The organism is Actinokineospora lacus (assembly GCF_053813445.1).
Map to the genome: position 1 here is coordinate 41,834 of NZ_JBQERA010000004.1, position 15,826 is coordinate 57,659.

A 15,826-nucleotide genomic window follows, 5' to 3' on the forward strand; every position below is an offset into this window, starting at 1 on the left:
CCCAGCCATATGGCGGACTCAGCCCGCGACGGTGTGCCCGGCAATGGTCGAGCGGAGCAGCCCGGACCGATAGGTGAGGGCCACCGCCTGGGTCCGGTCATTGACCCCGAGTTTGCGCAGCAAATGGTAGATGTGCGATTTCACGGTACTGGTCTGCACCACCAGGGCGCTGGCGATCTCGGCGGTGGAATTGCCGTCGACCATCAGGCGCAGCACGTCGCGCTCGCGGCGGGTCAGCGGCACGTCCAGCCCGATCCGGCCCGGTGGGGCGTCGAGCAGGTAGGAGTCGAGCAGCCGCCCGGCCACCTCGCTGGGCAGGCTGGCGTGGCCGGTGGCGACGGCGTTCACCGCGCAGGCCAGTTCCGGTGGCGAGCAGCTCTTGCGGGCGAAGCCGCGGACGCTGTCGGCCAGCAGCCGCAGCACCAGGTCGGAGTCGCAGGTCTCCCCCACCAGGAGGATCTGCACGGGCAGGCCGGTGAGCTGGGTGCGCGCGCGGGCCGGGTCGGCCGCGGCGTCGATGCCGGGCAGGTCGACGTCGACCACGGCGACGACGGGGCTGTGGGTGCGCACGGCGAGGGTGAGCGAGGCGACCGACACCGCCTCGGCGACCACGCGCAGGTTCGGGTCGGCCTCCAGCACCACGCGCAGCCCGGTCCGCAGCAGCGGATGGGCGTCAGCCAGGACCACCGACACCGGTCTGGTCCGATCGGAGTATTTTCCCATGTGCCGTGCCGCCATGGCCGCATTCTCCTTGCTGTATTTGGGACCCGGCCAGGTTAGCCGGCCAATGACGCCAACCGAGGCGGCCGGAAGAAAAATCGTCCGGACGGCGGAGCAGCGCCCGCAGGCAGATCAACCTTTCGACTGAAGACTCCTGTGACAGTCCCCGTTAGATTTGCCCAGCGGTCTGCGAAAAATATCGGGGACCGCATGGGAGGACCGGATGCTCGTTGTCGTCGGCCGCGGCAAGATAATCGGCCTGTGGGTATTGCTCGCGCTGGCGGGCGCCGCCGCGGCGGCGGTCATTCACACCACCACCGGCCGGTTCTGGCTCGACCTGGGCGTGTACCGCCACGCCGGTGAAGCGGTGCTGTCCGGGGAGTCGCCGTACACATTCACCGACTTCGGCGAAAGGGCCAACGCGCTGCGCTACGTCTACCCGCCCTTCGCCGCCGTGCTGTTCCTCCCCCTGGCCGTGCTCGGCGCGACCGGCAGCGTCTTCGGGTGGACCGCGGTGTCGCTGCTGGCGCTGTTCGCCGTGGTGTGGATGGCGCTGGGCGCCCCGGAGGCGCGGCAGGGCATCGCGGCCCGCGTGACCGACCTCGCCGACCCGCGGCGGCGGGCACTGGCCGCGGTCGTCGTCGCCGGGGTGTGCCTGCCGCTGTACCCGGTGCTGAACAACCTCCAGGTGGGGCAGGTGAACATCCTGCTGATGGCCATCGTCCTCGCCGACGTGCTCGGGCTCGTGCCCGCCCGGCTGCGCGGGGTCGGCGTCGGGATCGCGGCGGCGGTCAAGCTGACCCCGGCGATCTTCGTGGTGTACCTGCTGTGCACCGGCAGGGTCCGGGACGCGCTGCGCGCGGTCGGGACGTTCGCCGCGACCGTCGCGGTGGGTTTCGCGGTGCTGCCATCGGCGTCGTGGGTGTACTGGACGAGCATGTTCGCCGACAGCGCGCGGGTCACCGACGATCCCAGGACCATCAACAACCAGTCGGTCCAGGCGGCGCTGGCCCGGCTGTCCGGTGTGGAGTCCGACTACCGGCTCTGGTGGCTGGCGCTGGCGCTGGTCATCGGCGGCGCGGGCATCGCGGTGGCGGTCCGCGCCGCCCGGCGCGGCGCGGCGCTGACCGGGGTCGTGCTGTGCGCCGTGACCGGCCTGCTGGTCTCCCCGGTGTCCTGGCAGCACCACTGGGTGTGGCTGGTGCCGCTGCTGTTGCTGGTGGCGGCCCGGACCGCGGTCGTGCTGTACGCGCTGATCCTCTCGACCGCGCTCTACATGGTGGTGTCGGTGCTCGGCGTGGACAACGAGTTCGGCGGCCCGATGCTCGTCTACAGCAACCTCTACGTCCTCATTGGACTGGGTGTGCTCGCCGCCGCGGGCGTGCGGGAGCTCAGGAGCCCAGCGCCGCGCGCAGCCGGTCCAGCCCGGCACGCGCCGTCGTGAGGCGGGCCGGTCCCGCGCGTCGGAGGGAGAAACCCGCGGCGCCGAGAAGCCGGTGGCGCTCGACCGCCACCCCACCGCGTCTACCAAGCGGTGGGGTGGCGGTCGAGCGTCCGCTATTTCACCGCCCGGATGCCGACGATGGTGGGGTTCGCCCGGAAGTCGTCCCAGAACGCGTCCTGGGCCTCGGCGGGCAGGGGGGCGGGCACGATCTCCACCGAGCGGAACCCGGCCTCCCGGAACGCGGCCACGATCGGCTCCTCGGTCCAGAAGTACGCCTCGAACGAGATCGGCGGGTCCACGTGGGCGGTCACCGTGAGCCGCTTGCCGCCGGGGAAGTCCGCGTCGGGGCGGTGGGTCAGGCCGTACTTGGTGGCGGGCGGGCCGTTCCAGTCGTATCCCGGGTTCATCTCCAGGCCCAGGTACGCCCCGCCGTCGGCGAGGTTGTCGTAGGCGGTGCGCGCCATCGCGGTCAGGTCGGCGCGGTCGCGCGAGTAGCAGAGCAGCCACACCGCGGTCACCAGGTCGAACCGGCCCACGGCGCCCAGCAGCCGCGCGTCGCCGCAGCGGTAGCGCACGCCCAGCGGCTCGCGCTCCTCGGCCCGCTCGGCCGCGGCGACCATCTCCTCGGAGATGTCCACCCCGGTCACCTCGGCCGCGCCCAGGTTGCGCAGCAGCCTGCTGTACCAGCCGGTGCCGCACGCCAGGTCGAGCACGGTCCGGCCCGCGCAGTCGCTGAGCAGCGCCTCCACTGTGGCCCGCTCGGCGACCCGCGCCAGCGGCATCTGCCGCTTGAGCCGCTCGTAGGACTGGCCGATGTCGTCGTACTGGGTGCGCATCAGCCCACCTTCGCGTAGGCGGGCGCCCGCAGCTCGCGCACCGCGGCGACCAAGTCCGCCTGGGCGTAGCTCTGGGCGTTGTAGAGCGAGCGGCGCGGGTCGCGGATGCGCCGCCTGCCGTGCATCAGCCTGCTGTTGTCGACCAGGGCCACATCGCCCGCGTGCCAGTCGATCTCCTCGGTCTCCAGCTCGGTGGCCTCGATGATCTGGCGCATCAGCATGGCGTCGAGCGGGCGGCCGTCCTCGAACTCGATGACCGGCGGCTCGTAGTTGACCGACGGCGTCAGGATGCTGTTGGCGAAGACGGTGTCCGAGCCGAACAGCGTGCTGTGCGCGGCGTGGGTGTAGTACTTGTAGTGCACCGACCCGTCGGCGCGCAGCACGTACTTGACGTCCACCTCGTCGTCGGTGACGGCCAGCAGGTCGTCGAAGGTGACCTGGTCGAGCCGCTTGCGGCCCTCGAGCAGGCGCAGCACGAGGTTCTTCCACTTGTCCTCGGGCATCGGCCTGGCGAAGGTGACCCTGGTGCTCAGGAACAGCTCGCGGGTGGCATCGGGCAGCCGGTCCCACACGCGCAGGCCGTCGCAGATGGTGGTCTGCGAGCCGGTCGCCGCGGGTGTCTCGCAGTAGAACCAGACCAGGTCCGGCACCCAGGGCGTCGCGCCGTTCTCCACGTGCAGGCCCTGCGGGACCAGACCGGCCTCGATCTTCTGCGCGACGTTGCCGCCCGCGAACTTGCGCGCCGGGTCGAGGGTGATCCGCGCGGACACGCCCTTGATCAGCTCGGAGAACGTCGTGGCGTCGGTGTCGAAGCCGCGCAGCAGGAGGTAGCCGTGATCGGCGAGCGCGGTCAGCAGCTCGACGCGGTCGATGGTGTCGAATCCCGCGCGGTCGGAGCTGGTGACCACCAGGCCCTTGCCATCGATGTGCGCTCTTGTGGCGAAGTTGTCGAGCATGTGGTCAGACCTCCGTTGACTCGAATCTGCCTGCGACGAGTGCGTCCCGGATGGCGGTGCGACGGGGTCGCCCGGTGACGGTGAAGAACTCGGCGTGGAACGCCTCGTCGCCTTCGACGACGGCGGCCGTGCCGACCTGTTCGATCTCGGAGAGCACCTCGGCGTTGACCTGCCTGATCTCCGCCAGCGCCTGGGCCTTGTCCGTGCCCTGGCGAACGACGAACAGCCCGACGAGGCGTTCGAGGTTGTCGCCGAACACGGCCGCCGCCTCGATGGCGGGCCTGCTCTTGTACTGCGCCTCCACCCACTCCGGGCTGACGTTGCGGCCGTTGGAGGTGATGATGATGTTCTTGAGCCTGCCGGTGATGCTGACGTAGCCCTCGGCGTCGATGTCGGCGATGTCCCCGGTGTGCAGCCAGCCCTCGGCGTCGAGCGGCAGCGCGGTCGGGTCCTCGGAGCCGAGGTAGCCGGTCAGCAGCGAGCTGCTGCGGATCAGCAGCTCGCCGTTGTCGGCCCGGCGGACCTCGCAGTGCCGCAGCGGCTTGCCGACGGTGCCGAGGCGGACCAGGCCGGGCCCGTTGAGGGTGGCGACCGAGCCGTTCTCGCTGAGCCCGTAGGCGACGTAGACGGGCAGCCCGCGGTCCCACATGGTGCGCAGCACCTCGTCGGAGACGGGCGCGCCGCCGCTGAACAGCAGCATCGGGTCCTCGCGGCCGTACACCGCCCGAGACAGCTCGCGCGTCCCGGCGTCCGGGTCGGTCCGCACGCGGGCGGCGATGGATTCCACGAGCGACGGTGGCACGAGGGACACCGTCGGCCTGGCCTGGGCGAGCAGGCCGCGCACCCGCTCGACGTCGCCGCCCGCGGTGCCCAGCGGTTTGGCGTCCTCGGGCAGGAACACCACCGTCCCGCCCGCGAGGAAGGTCAGGTAGACCGCGAAGACCTGCTCGACCAGCAGGCTCAGCGGGACCACCGAGACGTAGCGCTGCCACGCCTCGACGCCCACGCGGGTGGTGATGGAGGTGATCAGGTCGTCCACCGCGCCCCGGCGCAGCATGACGCCCTTGGGCGTGGAGGTGGTGCCCGAGGTGTGCACGATCTTGCAGATGGCGTCGGCGTCGAACCCGGCCGCGGCGCGCACCCTGGCCGCGATCACCTCCGGGTCGGCGTCGCCGCCGGTGCCGACCGGGACGGTCTCGCAGCCCGCGGGCAGGATCTCCCGCTCACCGCCCCACTCGGCCAGCCGCTTGCCGCCCGCCTCGTCGACCAGGCAGAGCACCGAGTGCGCGAGCAGGTGCCGGGCCTGGTCGCGCCCGAAGGCGATCGGGATCGGCACCGACCGCACGCCCGCCAGCAGGCACGCCAGGTCGGCGATGACGCCCTCGACGCCGTTGCCGGTGAGGATTCCGACCGTGCCCCGTCCCCGCACGGTGTCGGCGAGCCGGACTGCAGCGCCCAGCACCGCGCCGTAGGTGTGCGTGCGGGACGGCCCCGCCGAGGACATCTCCTCCACCGCCACCGCGTCCAGCGAGCCCAGGCGGCTCAGCGCGGTATCCAGCCAACGCATCAGCAGACTCCCAATCGATCAGGCCGCGGCGGACAGGGCGTCGCTCTGTCCACACCAGAGGATTCCGGTTCGGGGACGGGCGCTGTAGTAGGTGCCCCAGTCGTTGGGGCCGCCCTTCAGGTCGTCGCGGCGGGCGTTGGCGAGGGTGTGGAAGTCCCAGCCCGCGTCCTTGGCCAGGTCGTGCAGCCGGTCGGTGAGCGTCGACAGCAGGAAGTCGTATCCCAAGTGGACGGACACGCGGGGCAGGTTGCGCAGGAGGAACATGCCCGCCCCGGGGTAGAACGACGCCAGGGGGCCCATTTCGGCGATGCGCCCGCGCACGGCCCAGCCCGCCAGGGCGGCGCAGGCGTCCTCGACCGGGTCGTCCAGGTAGTTCTCCGACAGCAGCGGCCCGTCCTGGGTGCCGGTCAGGCCCGCGACGCCCAGCGTGCGGCCGAACGTCGGGGAGTGACGGGTGTTGTCCCAGGCGGTGACGAACAGCCCTGGCCCGGGCTCGACCTCGGCCTGGTACTTCTCACGGTACTTCCGCCGCACCAGGTCCACGCAGTACTCGTACTGCAGCGTGCCCTGGTGGGCGAAGCCGATCCGGAAACGCCGCCGGGAGGCCCGGACTGGCGCGGAGGCGCGGTCGATCGTCATGAGTCACATCCAACGCTGGTCACGGCGCGAAGCCGACTGGCCCAAGTGGTCCCACAGCACGCAAACAGTCGCACCGCTCGGGCGGGGGCCGCATCTTCGCCAGTGCTCTCGGCATGACGTGGTCATGGATGGATCAGGGACCCGGTCCCTGCGCGGGCCGTGACGGCGTGGGGGGTGGGGAGTCGGCGCGGTGTCTCCCAGACTGCTGAACACGCTGGTGGCGGCGCTTGTCGCGGCGCCTTGGCCGGTCAAGGGATTCGGTCGGACCGAGGGGCGTGGAGGAGCAAAGCGAACGGCCCCGCGCGGCGTGAAACACCGCACGGGGCCTCGTCCGCGGCAGCTATGCCACGCAGTTCGCGAGTTCCGCCCGGGGCGCCACCGCGCCCGACGGGCCGAAGAAGAGCTTCGCGCAGTCGATGAGGAACTGCGGGTTCTCCTCGGCGATCCAGTGCCCGGAGTCCGGGGCCACCACGCCCCGCACGTCGTCGCCGACCTGGCTGAAGGAACCGGCCACGGCCGGGCCGAAGGCGTACTGGGCGCCCATCGCCAGGACCGGCATGGGCAGGCGCTTGTGCGCGTTGGCCTGGTTGTTCACGATGTCACCGCTGAAGGCGCGGTAGTAGTTGTAGCCCGCGGTCCTGCGCGCCGGGCTGGAGAGCGCCCGGACGAAGGCCTGCTGGTCGATCAGCTCGGGGTGGCGGGTGTTGTTGAACAACATGCCCAGGTAGGTCGACACCTCGTCGTTGTCCATGATCGTCTCGGGGATCGGCGCGGGCGACTGGTTGAAGCCCAGGTGCCAGCTGACCCCGTAGAAGTCCTCGAGGCCGAAGCCGGACAGCGGCGTCTCCAGCACGGCCATGCGCACGACCTCGTTCGGGTACTCGCGCGCATAGGGGTAGGCGACGAGCGAGCCGGTGTCGTGGGCCAGGATCGACACCTGGGTGTACCCGAGCTTGTGCACGCCCTCGCGGATGCGGTTGGCGGCGGTCACCTTGTCGTAGCCGCCGGTCGGGATCGTCGAGGACCCCATGCCCGGCAGGTCGAAGGCGATGACGGTGTGGTTCTCGGCCAGGGCGGGCATCACCTTGACCCATTCCCACCAGGTCTGCGGCCAGCCGTGCAGCAGCACCAGCGGCGGCCCGTCGCCGCCGCGCACGTAGTGCAGGGTGGTGCCCTCCACGGCGACCGTGCCGTGGGTGAACGCGGTGTTGAACACCGCCGGTCCCACCAGCGGCTCCTGACGCCCGCCGCCCGCGCTCGCGACCGACCCGATCAGCAGCAGCGCGGCGGCGACCAGCGACCCGGCCACGCCACGGCGAATTCGCCGTGGCGTTCTTTTCTCATGCGACACACAAACTCCCATGCAGAATTGCTCGAATGCGAATGCCATCGTTATATGCCCGGCCAGACCCCGAAGTCAATCTGGCCCATTCGAGTGATGACCGAATAATCTTCGCCATATGACAATGTCATGCGTCCTTGAAGGAGTGTCGCCGGGCCGAGTACGGTCGCGCGGACGACGCAAACCCGAGCCCGAGGAGTTCTCATTTCCCTGCCGAGAGTCACCAGCCGCGAGGAATGGCTCGCCGCCCGCCGGGACCTGCTGGCCGCGGAGAAGGAAGCCACCCGCGCCCGCGACGCGCTCAACGCCCGCCGCCGCGCCCTGCCGATGGTCGAGGTCGACAAGCCCTACGTCCTGGACGGACCCGACGGCCCCGTGGCGCTGCCGGAGCTGTTCGACGGCCGCCGCCAGCTGGTCGTCTACCACTTCATGTTCGACCCCGCCTGGGACGCGGCCTGCGTGTCCTGCTCGTTCCTGGTGGACAACTTCCCGCACCTGTCCCACCTGCGCTCCCGCGAGACCAACCTGGTCGTCGTCTCCCGCGCGCCGCTGGCCAAGCTCACCGCGTTCAAGGAACGCATGGGCTGGACCTTCCCGTGGCTGTCCTCGCACGGCTCGGACTTCAACTACGACTTCCACGCCACCCTGGACGAGTCGGTCGCCCCGGTCTTCTACAACTATCGCGACCGCACCGAACTGGAGGCCACCACCCCGTGGCACGCCAGTGGCGAACAACACGGCCTCAGCGTTTTCCTCCAGGACAGCGGCCGCGTTTATCACACCTATTCAACCTACGGCCGCGGTCCGGACCTCATTTTGACCACCTACAACTATCTCGACCTCACCCCGCTCGGCCGCCAGGAAGAAGGCACCGGAATAGCCGACTTCAAGCACCACGACATGTACTGAGCACCCTTCCCCTCAGGGTGACGCACCCGACGGTCGTCCGGGGCCATCCGGGCGGAGGTTTCCCACTCGGGCAACCTCCGGGCACTCCTCCGTTGTACTGGTCGGTGAAGGGTTTCACCGATCTGCTGGGGGAGAGCGAATGACCAGAGGCGGGCGATCACGCCTGACCATCGGGCTGGGTGTCGCCGTGGCCGTGGCCACGGTGGTCAGCCCACCGGGGGCGACCGCGGCGGAACCGGCCGCGCGGCACGTCCCGGGCCACACCGTCACGCTGATCACCGGGGACCGGGTCACGGTCACCGGTGACCGCGCGCGGGTGCGGCCGGGGCCGGACCGCGGGCACGTGCGGTTCGTGCAGCGGCTCGACGAGGAAGGCGACGTGCACGTCCTGCCGACGGACGTGGCCGCCGACCTCGCCGCGGGCCGGCTCGACGGGCGGCTGTTCGACGTGGGCGGGCTGATCCGCGCCGGATACCACGACGCGGCCACCGCGGTGACGCCGCTGATCATCACCTACGACGGCCCGGCGGCCCGGTTGGCGGGCGCGCGGGACGTCCGCGCGCTGCCCAGCGTCAACGGCGTGTCCCTCACCGCGGCCAAGTCCAGCCCGTTCCTGTCCGCGGCCCGGACCGCCGGGGTGGGCACGGTGTGGCTCGACGGGCCCGTGCGCGCGAACCTCGACCGCAGCGTGGCGCAGGTCGGCGCGCCGACGGCGTGGGCGGCCGGGCACACCGGGGCCGGGACGACGGTGGCGGTGCTGGACACCGGCGTCGACGAGCGGCACCCCGACCTCGCGGGCGCCGTGGTGGACTCGCGCAACTTCAGCGACAGCGCCACCACCGACGACCTGATGGGCCACGGCACGCACGTCGCGTCGACCATCACCGGCGACGGCGGGTACCAGGGCGTCGCCCCGGACAGCGTGCTGCTCAACGGCAAGGTGCTCGGCGACGGCGGCGGGGGCTACGAGTCCGACATCATCGCGGGCATGGAGTGGGCCGCCGCGGCGGGCGCCGACGTCGTGAACATGAGCCTGGGCAGCTCCTCCCCCACCGACGGCACCGACCCGATGTCGCTGGCGGTCAACCGGCTCACCGCCGAGACCGGCGCGCTGTTCGTCATCGCGGCGGGCAACTCCGGCCCGTCGAGCCCGAGCATCGGCAGCCCGGGCAGCGCCGACGCCGCGCTGACCGTCGGCGCCGTCGACCGGGGCGACGCGCTGGCCTCGTTCTCCTCCCGCGGCCCGCGGATCTCCGACGCCGCGATCAAGCCGGACATCACCGCGCCGGGAGTGGGCATCGTGGCCGCCCGCGCGGCCAACGGCCGCATCGGCGACCCGGTCGGCGACGGGCACGTCTCGCTCTCGGGCACCTCGATGGCCGCCCCGCACGTGGCGGGCGCGGCGGCGATCCTCGCCGGGCAGCACCCGGACTGGCCCGCCGAGCGGATCAAGGCGGCGCTGATGGGCAGCGCCGAGCCCCACCCCGACCTCACCCCGTACGAGCAGGGCGCGGGCAGGCTGGACGTCGCGCGGGCGAGCAGGCAGGGCGTGTCCGCCACGCCGGGCAGCCTCAGCCTCGGCCTCGCGCCGTGGCCGCACCACGACGACGCGCCGATCGTGCGGAAGCTGGCCTACACCAACAGCGCCACCACCCCGGTGACCCTGCGGGTGAGCGCCGAGCTGCGCCACGAGACCGGCGCCGCCGCGCCCGCGGGCATGCTCACCGTGTCCCCCGCCGAGGTCACCATCGAGGCGGGCGGCCAGGCCGAGGTCACGGTGACCGCGACGACGTCCCTGGGCTCCCTGGACGGCGCCTTCGGCGGGGCGGTGAGCGCGACGGACGGGACCAGCACCGTGCGCACGCCGGTCGGCGTCCACAAGGAGGTCGAGAGCTACGACGTCGAGCTGACCTTCCTCAACCTCGACGGCGAGCGCACCTCGGAGTACTTCTACCGGTTCGTGGACATCGCCAAGCCCACGGCGTACGTGAACCACGACCCGGACGGCACGCTGACCACGCGCATCCCCAAGGGCGAGTACTTCTTCGACGCGTTCGTGCAGAGCCCCGCGGATGGCCGCTGGCCGCTGACCTTCTTCGAGGAGCCCGCGTTCGCCGTCACCGCTGACACCTCGATGGTCGTGGACGCCCGGGAGGGCAACCCGATCGCGGTCACCATCGACCGCCCCGAGGCCGCGATGGGCCGCGCCGAGCTGTTCTTCGACCGGCGGACCGACTGGGGCACAACGGGGAACGGCCTGATAGGCAACACCTTCGAGGACATCGCGTTCGCCCCGTCGAGGACCACCGCGCCGGGCGAGGCGACGCTCTCGATCTCCTCGCTGCTGGCCAGGCCCGACGCCAGGGGCACCTTCATCGGCAGCCCGTACCAGTACAACGTCGGGTGGAGCCACGACGGCGGCGTCCCGGACGACCTGGAGCGCCATTTCGCCGACCGCGACCTGGTGACGGTGCGGACGACAGCGGCAGGGCAGGACGCCGCGGGCTACATCGCGTCGATGGCGGGCGGACCACTGCCGCTGACGGTGACGGAGTACTTCTCACGTGGCGTGGCCTGGCACAACTCCTTCGACCAGGCGAACGCGCAGAACCCGGGCGCGCTGGACGGCTTCCAGGCCGTGGCGCGCCCGGTGGAGTTCGACCGGCCCACCGCGCAGAAGTGGAACGCGGCGGTGTACGGCCCGGCGTTCCCGGCCCACTACTGGGTCGACGAGTGGGCAGGGCGCCACGGCGACGCGTTCCAGGCATCCATCCCGATGTTCACCGACCAGGACCCCAACCACTGGGGCCACTCGACGACCGACACGGCCAGGACCACCCTGCACCGCGGTGACGTCCTGATCGCCTCCTCGGAGTACGCGGGCGCCCTCGACGGCACCGACCCCGGCGGCTCGGGAACCTACCGCCTGCACGCCGAGGCGACCCGGTCCGTGTCCCCCCTGTCCACAAAGGTCGTCGCGGATTGGACCTTCCGGTCCGCGCCGGGGGCGGGCGACGAGCCCGCCGCGCTGCCACTGCTCGCGGTCCGGTTCGCCCCGTCCCTGGACGACCGCAACCGGGCGCCGTCGGGCCAGGCGTTCACCGTGCCGGTGTACGTCCAGCGCAACGGGTCCACCACCGAGGGTGTGCGCAAGCCCGCTGTGCAGGTGTCCTACGACGACGGCAGGACCTGGCGCCCGGCGCCGGTGCTGGGCGGCGGCGACCGCTGGCAGGCCGTCCTGCTCCACCCGGCGACCGCGGAGTTCGTCTCGCTGAGGGCGCAGGCCCGCGACGCCGGGGGCGGGACCGTCGACCAGACGATCATCAGGGCGTACGCCCTGAAGTAGGCGCCCTTGAATTAGGCGTGCCGGGGTGCCATCCGCAGGGGCGGGCGGCACCCCGTTCGCCCACCTCCGCGGCGGGGTGCGTCACCTCGGCCAAATCGGGGTAGTTCCCGGGCATGGCGGTATACGGGTTCCACGCGTCACACGAGCAGATCCACCCGTCCCGGCTGTTGGAGGCCGTGCGGCGGGCCGAGCAGGCCGGGTTCGGCACGGCGATGTCCTCCGACCACTTCTCCCCGTGGACGAGCGGGCAGGGCCAGTCGGGGTACGCCTGGTCATGGCTGGGCGCGGCGCTGCAGGCCACGTCGCTGGGGTTCGGCGTGGTGACCGCGCCCGGCCAGCGGTACCACCCCGCGGTGACCGCCCAGGCCATCGCCACGCTCTCGGCGATGTACCCGGGCAGGCTGTGGGCGGCGCTGGGCACCGGGGAGGCGTCCAACGAGCACATCACCGGCGACCGGTGGCCGCGCAAGGAGGTGCGCTCGGCCCGGCTGCGCGAGTGCGTCGACGTCATCCGCGCGCTGCTGGCAGGCGAGGAGGTCTCCCACGACGGGCTGGTCAAGGTCGACCGGGCCCGGCTGTGGACGCGGCCGGAGGAGCCGCCCGCGCTGTTCGGCGCGGCGGTCAGCGTCGAGACCGCGCGGTGGTGCGCCGAGTGGGCCGACGGCCTGATCACCGTCAACGCCCCGGAGGAGCACCTGCGCGCGATGGTCGCGGCGTACCGGGACGCGGGCGGGCGCGGGCCGCTGGCGCTGCAGGTGCACCTGAGCTGGGCGGGCAGCGACGACGAGGCGATGGCCATCGCCTACGAGCAGTGGCGCGGCAACGTGTTCGCCCCGCCAGTCTGCTGGGACCTCGAACTGGCCGAGCACTTCGACGAGGCCGCCAAGTTCGTCTCGCCCGCCGACGTCGGCAAGGTGGTGAACGTCTCCGCTGACCTGGGCAAGCACACGGCCCTGCTGCGCGGATACGCCGACCTTGGATTCGAGATCATCAATCTGCACCACGTGGGCCAGGAGCAGGACGCGTTCATCGACGCGTTCGGCGCGAAGGTGTTGGGGGAACTGTGCGACTGACCAGGACAGCGGACCTGTGGTGGAAGAACGCGGTGGTGTACTGCCTGGACGTGGAGACGTTCCAGGACGGCAACGGCGACGGCTGCGGTGACTTCCTCGGTCTGACCCAGCGGGTGGACTACTTCGCCCGGCTCGGCGTCACCTGCCTGTGGCTGATGCCGTTCCTGCCCACTCCGGACCGCGACGACGGTTACGACATCACCGACTACTACTCAGTCGACCCGCGCCTGGGCGACTTGGGCGACTTCGTCGAGTTCGTCCGCACCGCCAACGACCGCGGTATCCGCGTGATCGCCGACCTGGTGGTCAACCACACCTCGGACCAGCACCCGTGGTTCAAGAGCGCGCGGGAGAGCCGGGAGTCGCCGTACCGCGACTGGTACGTCTGGAGCGACGAGCCGCCCGCCGACGGCCCCAAGGGCGTGGTCTTCCCGGACAAGGAGGACAGCCTCTGGGAGCACGACGAGCAGACCGACCAGTACTACCTGCACCGCTTCTACAAGCACCAGCCCGACCTCAACGTCGCCAACCCGGCGGTGCGCGACGAGATGGCCAAGGTGATGGGCTTCTGGCTGGAGCTGGGCCTGTCCGGCTTCCGCGTCGACGCGGTGCCGTTCTTCCTGGAGACCGACGGCCAGTCCGACGCCTCCGCGCTGCCCGACCCGCACGAGTACCTCAACGACCTGCGCGCGTTCCTGACCCGCCGCAACGGCGAGGCGGTGCTGCTCGGGGAGGTGAACCTGCCCTACGCCGACACGATGCCGTTCTTCGGCGACGCCGACGGCGTGGGCGACGAGCTGACCATGTGCTTCGACTTCGTCGGGATGCAGCAGATGTACCTGTCGCTGGCCCGCGCGCAGGCCGAGCCGCTGGCCAACGCGCTGCGGGAGCGGCCGGTGCCCCCGCGTGACGCGCACTGGGCGACCTTCGTGCGCAACCACGACGAGCTGACGCTGGACAAGCTGTCCGACGACGAGCGCGCCGAGGTCTTCGCCGCGTTCGGCCCGGAGAAGGACATGCAGCTCTACGACCGCGGCCTGCGCAGGCGCCTGCCGCCCATGCTCGGCGGCGACCAGCGCCACATCCGGATGGTCTACAGCCTGCTGTTCTCCCTGCCCGGCACGCCGGTGCTGTTCTACGGCGAGGAGATCGGCATGGGCGAGAACCTCGCCATCGAGGGACGCGCCGCCGTGCGCACGCCGATGCAGTGGGAGAGCGGGCCCGGCGCGGGCTACTCCTCCGCCGACCCGTCGAGGTTCCCGGCCCCGATGGTGACCGGGGAGTACGGCCCCGAGCACGTCAACGTCGCCGCCCAGCGCCGCGACCCCGACTCGCTGCTGACGTGGATCAAGCTGCTGGTGGAGTGCTACCGCGAGTGCCCCGAGCTGGCGTGGGGCGAGGTCGAGGTGCTCGACGCGGGCGACCCCGCGGTCCTCGCGCACTCCTGCGCGTTCGGTGACGGCACCATTGTCGTCCTGCACAACCTGTCGGATTCCGCTGTCAAGGCGAGCCTCGACCTGCCCGACGGGGAACTCAGCGACGTGCTGGTGGACGGCACGGTCCCGGTGTCCGACGGCTCGGTGAGCCTGGAGCTGGAGCCGTACGGCTGCCGGTGGTTCCGCCTCTCGCAGTAGCCCTTCACCATCGCGGGTCGAACGGCTAGGGTGGGTTGGGAGCGCTCTCAACCCACCCGTTCCGGCCGTTCGACAAGGGAGTTGCGCGACCATGAACTCACGGAGATCCCGGCTTGCCGCGCTCGCGCTCGGCCTCGCAGGAGTGGTGGTCGGCCTGGTGGTGGCCGTCAGCCCGCCGCAGGCCTCCGCCGCGACCACGATCTGCGAGAAGTACGGCTCCACCAAGATCCAGGGTGGCCGCTACGTCGTCCAGAACAACGAGTGGGGCGACAACGCGGGCCAGTGCATCAGCGTCAGCGACACCGGATTCACGATCACCAGCGGCAACCACGACGTGCCGACCAACGGCGCGCCCGCCGGGTACCCGTCGATCTACGCGGGCTGCCACTACGGCAACTGCAGCTCCAACAGCGGCCTGCCGGTGCAGGTGAGCCGGATGGGCGCCATCACCAGCAGCGTCAGCTACCGCACCGCCGACGGCTACTGGAACGCCGCCTACGACCTGTGGTTCGACCCGAACCCCAACCAGTCGGGCCAGAACACCGGCGCCGAGCTGATGATCTGGGGCTCGCACCAGGGCCCGCCGCAGCCCATCGGCAGCCGCGTGGGCACCGCGAACCTGGCGGGCGCCACCTGGGACGTGTGGTTCGGCAACATCGGCTGGAACGTGATCTCCTACGTCCGCCAGCAGACCACGACGTCGCTGAACATCAGCGTCAACGATTTCACCAACGACGCCATGCGCCGCGGCCACATCCAGAGCTCCTGGTACCTCACCAGCGTCCAGTTCGGCTTCGAGCCCTGGCGCGGCGGCCCCGGCCTGGCTGTCAACTCCTTCAGCGTCTCCGCGGGCGGCCCCACCACGCCGCCCACCACCACGACCACCAACCCAGGCGGCCCCGGCGCCTGCCGCGCCACCCACCGCATCACCAACTCCTGGAGCGGCGGCTTCACCGCGGAGACCACCATCACCAACACCTCTTCCTCCCCCGCCGCGAACTGGCGAGCCACCTGGAACGTCCCCAGCGGCGTGACGATGACCAGCGGCTGGAACGCCACCCTGAGCCAGTCCGGCAGCCGCATCACCGCGGTGGCCCCCAGCTGGGGCTCGACCCTGGCCCCCGGCCAGAGCGTGGCCATCGGCTACCAGGCCACCGGCTCGACGACGGGCACCTTCAACGGCTTCACCCTCAACGGCGCCACCTGCACCTGACCCCACCCCCGAAACCCCTCGCCCCGGTCGGTGTACGCGCCGTTCACCGACCGGGGCGAGGCCCTTTTGAGCGCTGGGCCGAACGAGTGAAGCGCCGTGCGCGCCGAAACACCGCTCCAGATTCCCGCGACGCCTTCAACACAAGGC

The 15,826-nt window shown here is 71.3% G+C and carries 12 protein-coding genes; 6 read left to right on the forward strand and 6 right to left on the reverse strand.

Going from position 1 to position 15,826, the window contains the following annotated elements:
• Positions 1-18: 18 nt before the first annotated feature.
• Positions 19-687 (reverse strand): response regulator transcription factor, encoded by a 669-nt coding sequence (locus ACTG9Q_RS11910; protein WP_455572771.1) that lies wholly within the window; start codon positions 685-687, stop codon positions 19-21.
• 256 nt (positions 688-943) lie between these two features.
• Between ACTG9Q_RS11910 and ACTG9Q_RS11915 the strand changes: the two genes are divergently transcribed.
• The gene (locus ACTG9Q_RS11915) at positions 944-2,164 is read left to right on the forward strand and encodes a glycosyltransferase 87 family protein (protein WP_455572772.1); all 1,221 of its coding nucleotides are present in this window, start codon (positions 944-946) and stop codon (positions 2,162-2,164) included.
• Positions 2,165-2,277: 113 nt separating this feature from the next.
• Here ACTG9Q_RS11915 and ACTG9Q_RS11920 read toward each other — a convergent pair whose 3' ends face one another.
• From ACTG9Q_RS11920 to ACTG9Q_RS11940, 5 genes are all read right to left on the reverse strand, one after another.
• On the reverse strand, positions 2,278-3,000 hold the full coding sequence (locus ACTG9Q_RS11920; protein ID WP_455572773.1) for a class I SAM-dependent methyltransferase: 723 nt from the start codon (positions 2,998-3,000) through the stop codon (positions 2,278-2,280).
• On the reverse strand, positions 3,000-3,956 hold the full coding sequence (locus ACTG9Q_RS11925; RefSeq protein WP_455572774.1) for a TauD/TfdA family dioxygenase: 957 nt from the start codon (positions 3,954-3,956) through the stop codon (positions 3,000-3,002). The genes ACTG9Q_RS11920 and ACTG9Q_RS11925 overlap by 1 nt, the downstream gene beginning before the upstream one ends.
• A gap of 4 nt (positions 3,957-3,960) precedes the next feature.
• A complete protein-coding gene (locus tag ACTG9Q_RS11930) occupies positions 3,961-5,523 on the reverse strand; it encodes an AMP-binding protein (protein WP_455572775.1) in 1,563 nt (520 codons plus the stop codon).
• A gap of 18 nt (positions 5,524-5,541) precedes the next feature.
• On the reverse strand, positions 5,542-6,162 hold the full coding sequence (locus ACTG9Q_RS11935) for a thermostable hemolysin (RefSeq protein ID WP_455572776.1): 621 nt from the start codon (positions 6,160-6,162) through the stop codon (positions 5,542-5,544).
• A gap of 340 nt (positions 6,163-6,502) precedes the next feature.
• Positions 6,503-7,471: an alpha/beta fold hydrolase gene (locus tag ACTG9Q_RS11940; protein ID WP_455572777.1), complete on the reverse strand. Its 969-nt coding sequence runs from the start codon at positions 7,469-7,471 to the stop codon at positions 6,503-6,505.
• Between the two features lie 243 nt (positions 7,472-7,714).
• On the opposite strand from ACTG9Q_RS11940, the gene ACTG9Q_RS11945 reads away from it, so the two are divergent.
• From ACTG9Q_RS11945 to ACTG9Q_RS11965, 5 genes are all read left to right on the forward strand, one after another.
• Positions 7,715-8,413: a DUF899 domain-containing protein gene (locus tag ACTG9Q_RS11945; RefSeq protein WP_455573079.1), complete on the forward strand. Its 699-nt coding sequence runs from the start codon at positions 7,715-7,717 to the stop codon at positions 8,411-8,413.
• 139 nt (positions 8,414-8,552) lie between these two features.
• The gene (locus tag ACTG9Q_RS11950; protein WP_455572778.1) at positions 8,553-11,759 is read left to right on the forward strand and encodes a S8 family serine peptidase; all 3,207 of its coding nucleotides are present in this window, start codon (positions 8,553-8,555) and stop codon (positions 11,757-11,759) included.
• Between the two features lie 113 nt (positions 11,760-11,872).
• Positions 11,873-12,832 carry a TIGR03885 family FMN-dependent LLM class oxidoreductase gene (locus tag ACTG9Q_RS11955; protein WP_455572779.1) on the forward strand — a complete coding sequence of 320 codons (960 nt, stop codon included), beginning with the start codon at positions 11,873-11,875 and terminating at the stop codon, positions 12,830-12,832.
• Positions 12,823-14,466, forward strand: a complete 1,644-nt coding sequence (locus ACTG9Q_RS11960) for an alpha-amylase family protein (protein ID WP_455572780.1) — start codon at positions 12,823-12,825, stop codon at positions 14,464-14,466. Before ACTG9Q_RS11955 ends, ACTG9Q_RS11960 begins: the two co-directional genes overlap by 10 nt.
• A 91-nt stretch (positions 14,467-14,557) precedes the next feature.
• Positions 14,558-15,679 (forward strand): GH12 family glycosyl hydrolase domain-containing protein, encoded by a 1,122-nt coding sequence (locus ACTG9Q_RS11965; protein ID WP_455572781.1) that lies wholly within the window; start codon positions 14,558-14,560, stop codon positions 15,677-15,679.
• The last annotated feature ends 147 nt before the right edge of the window (positions 15,680-15,826 follow it).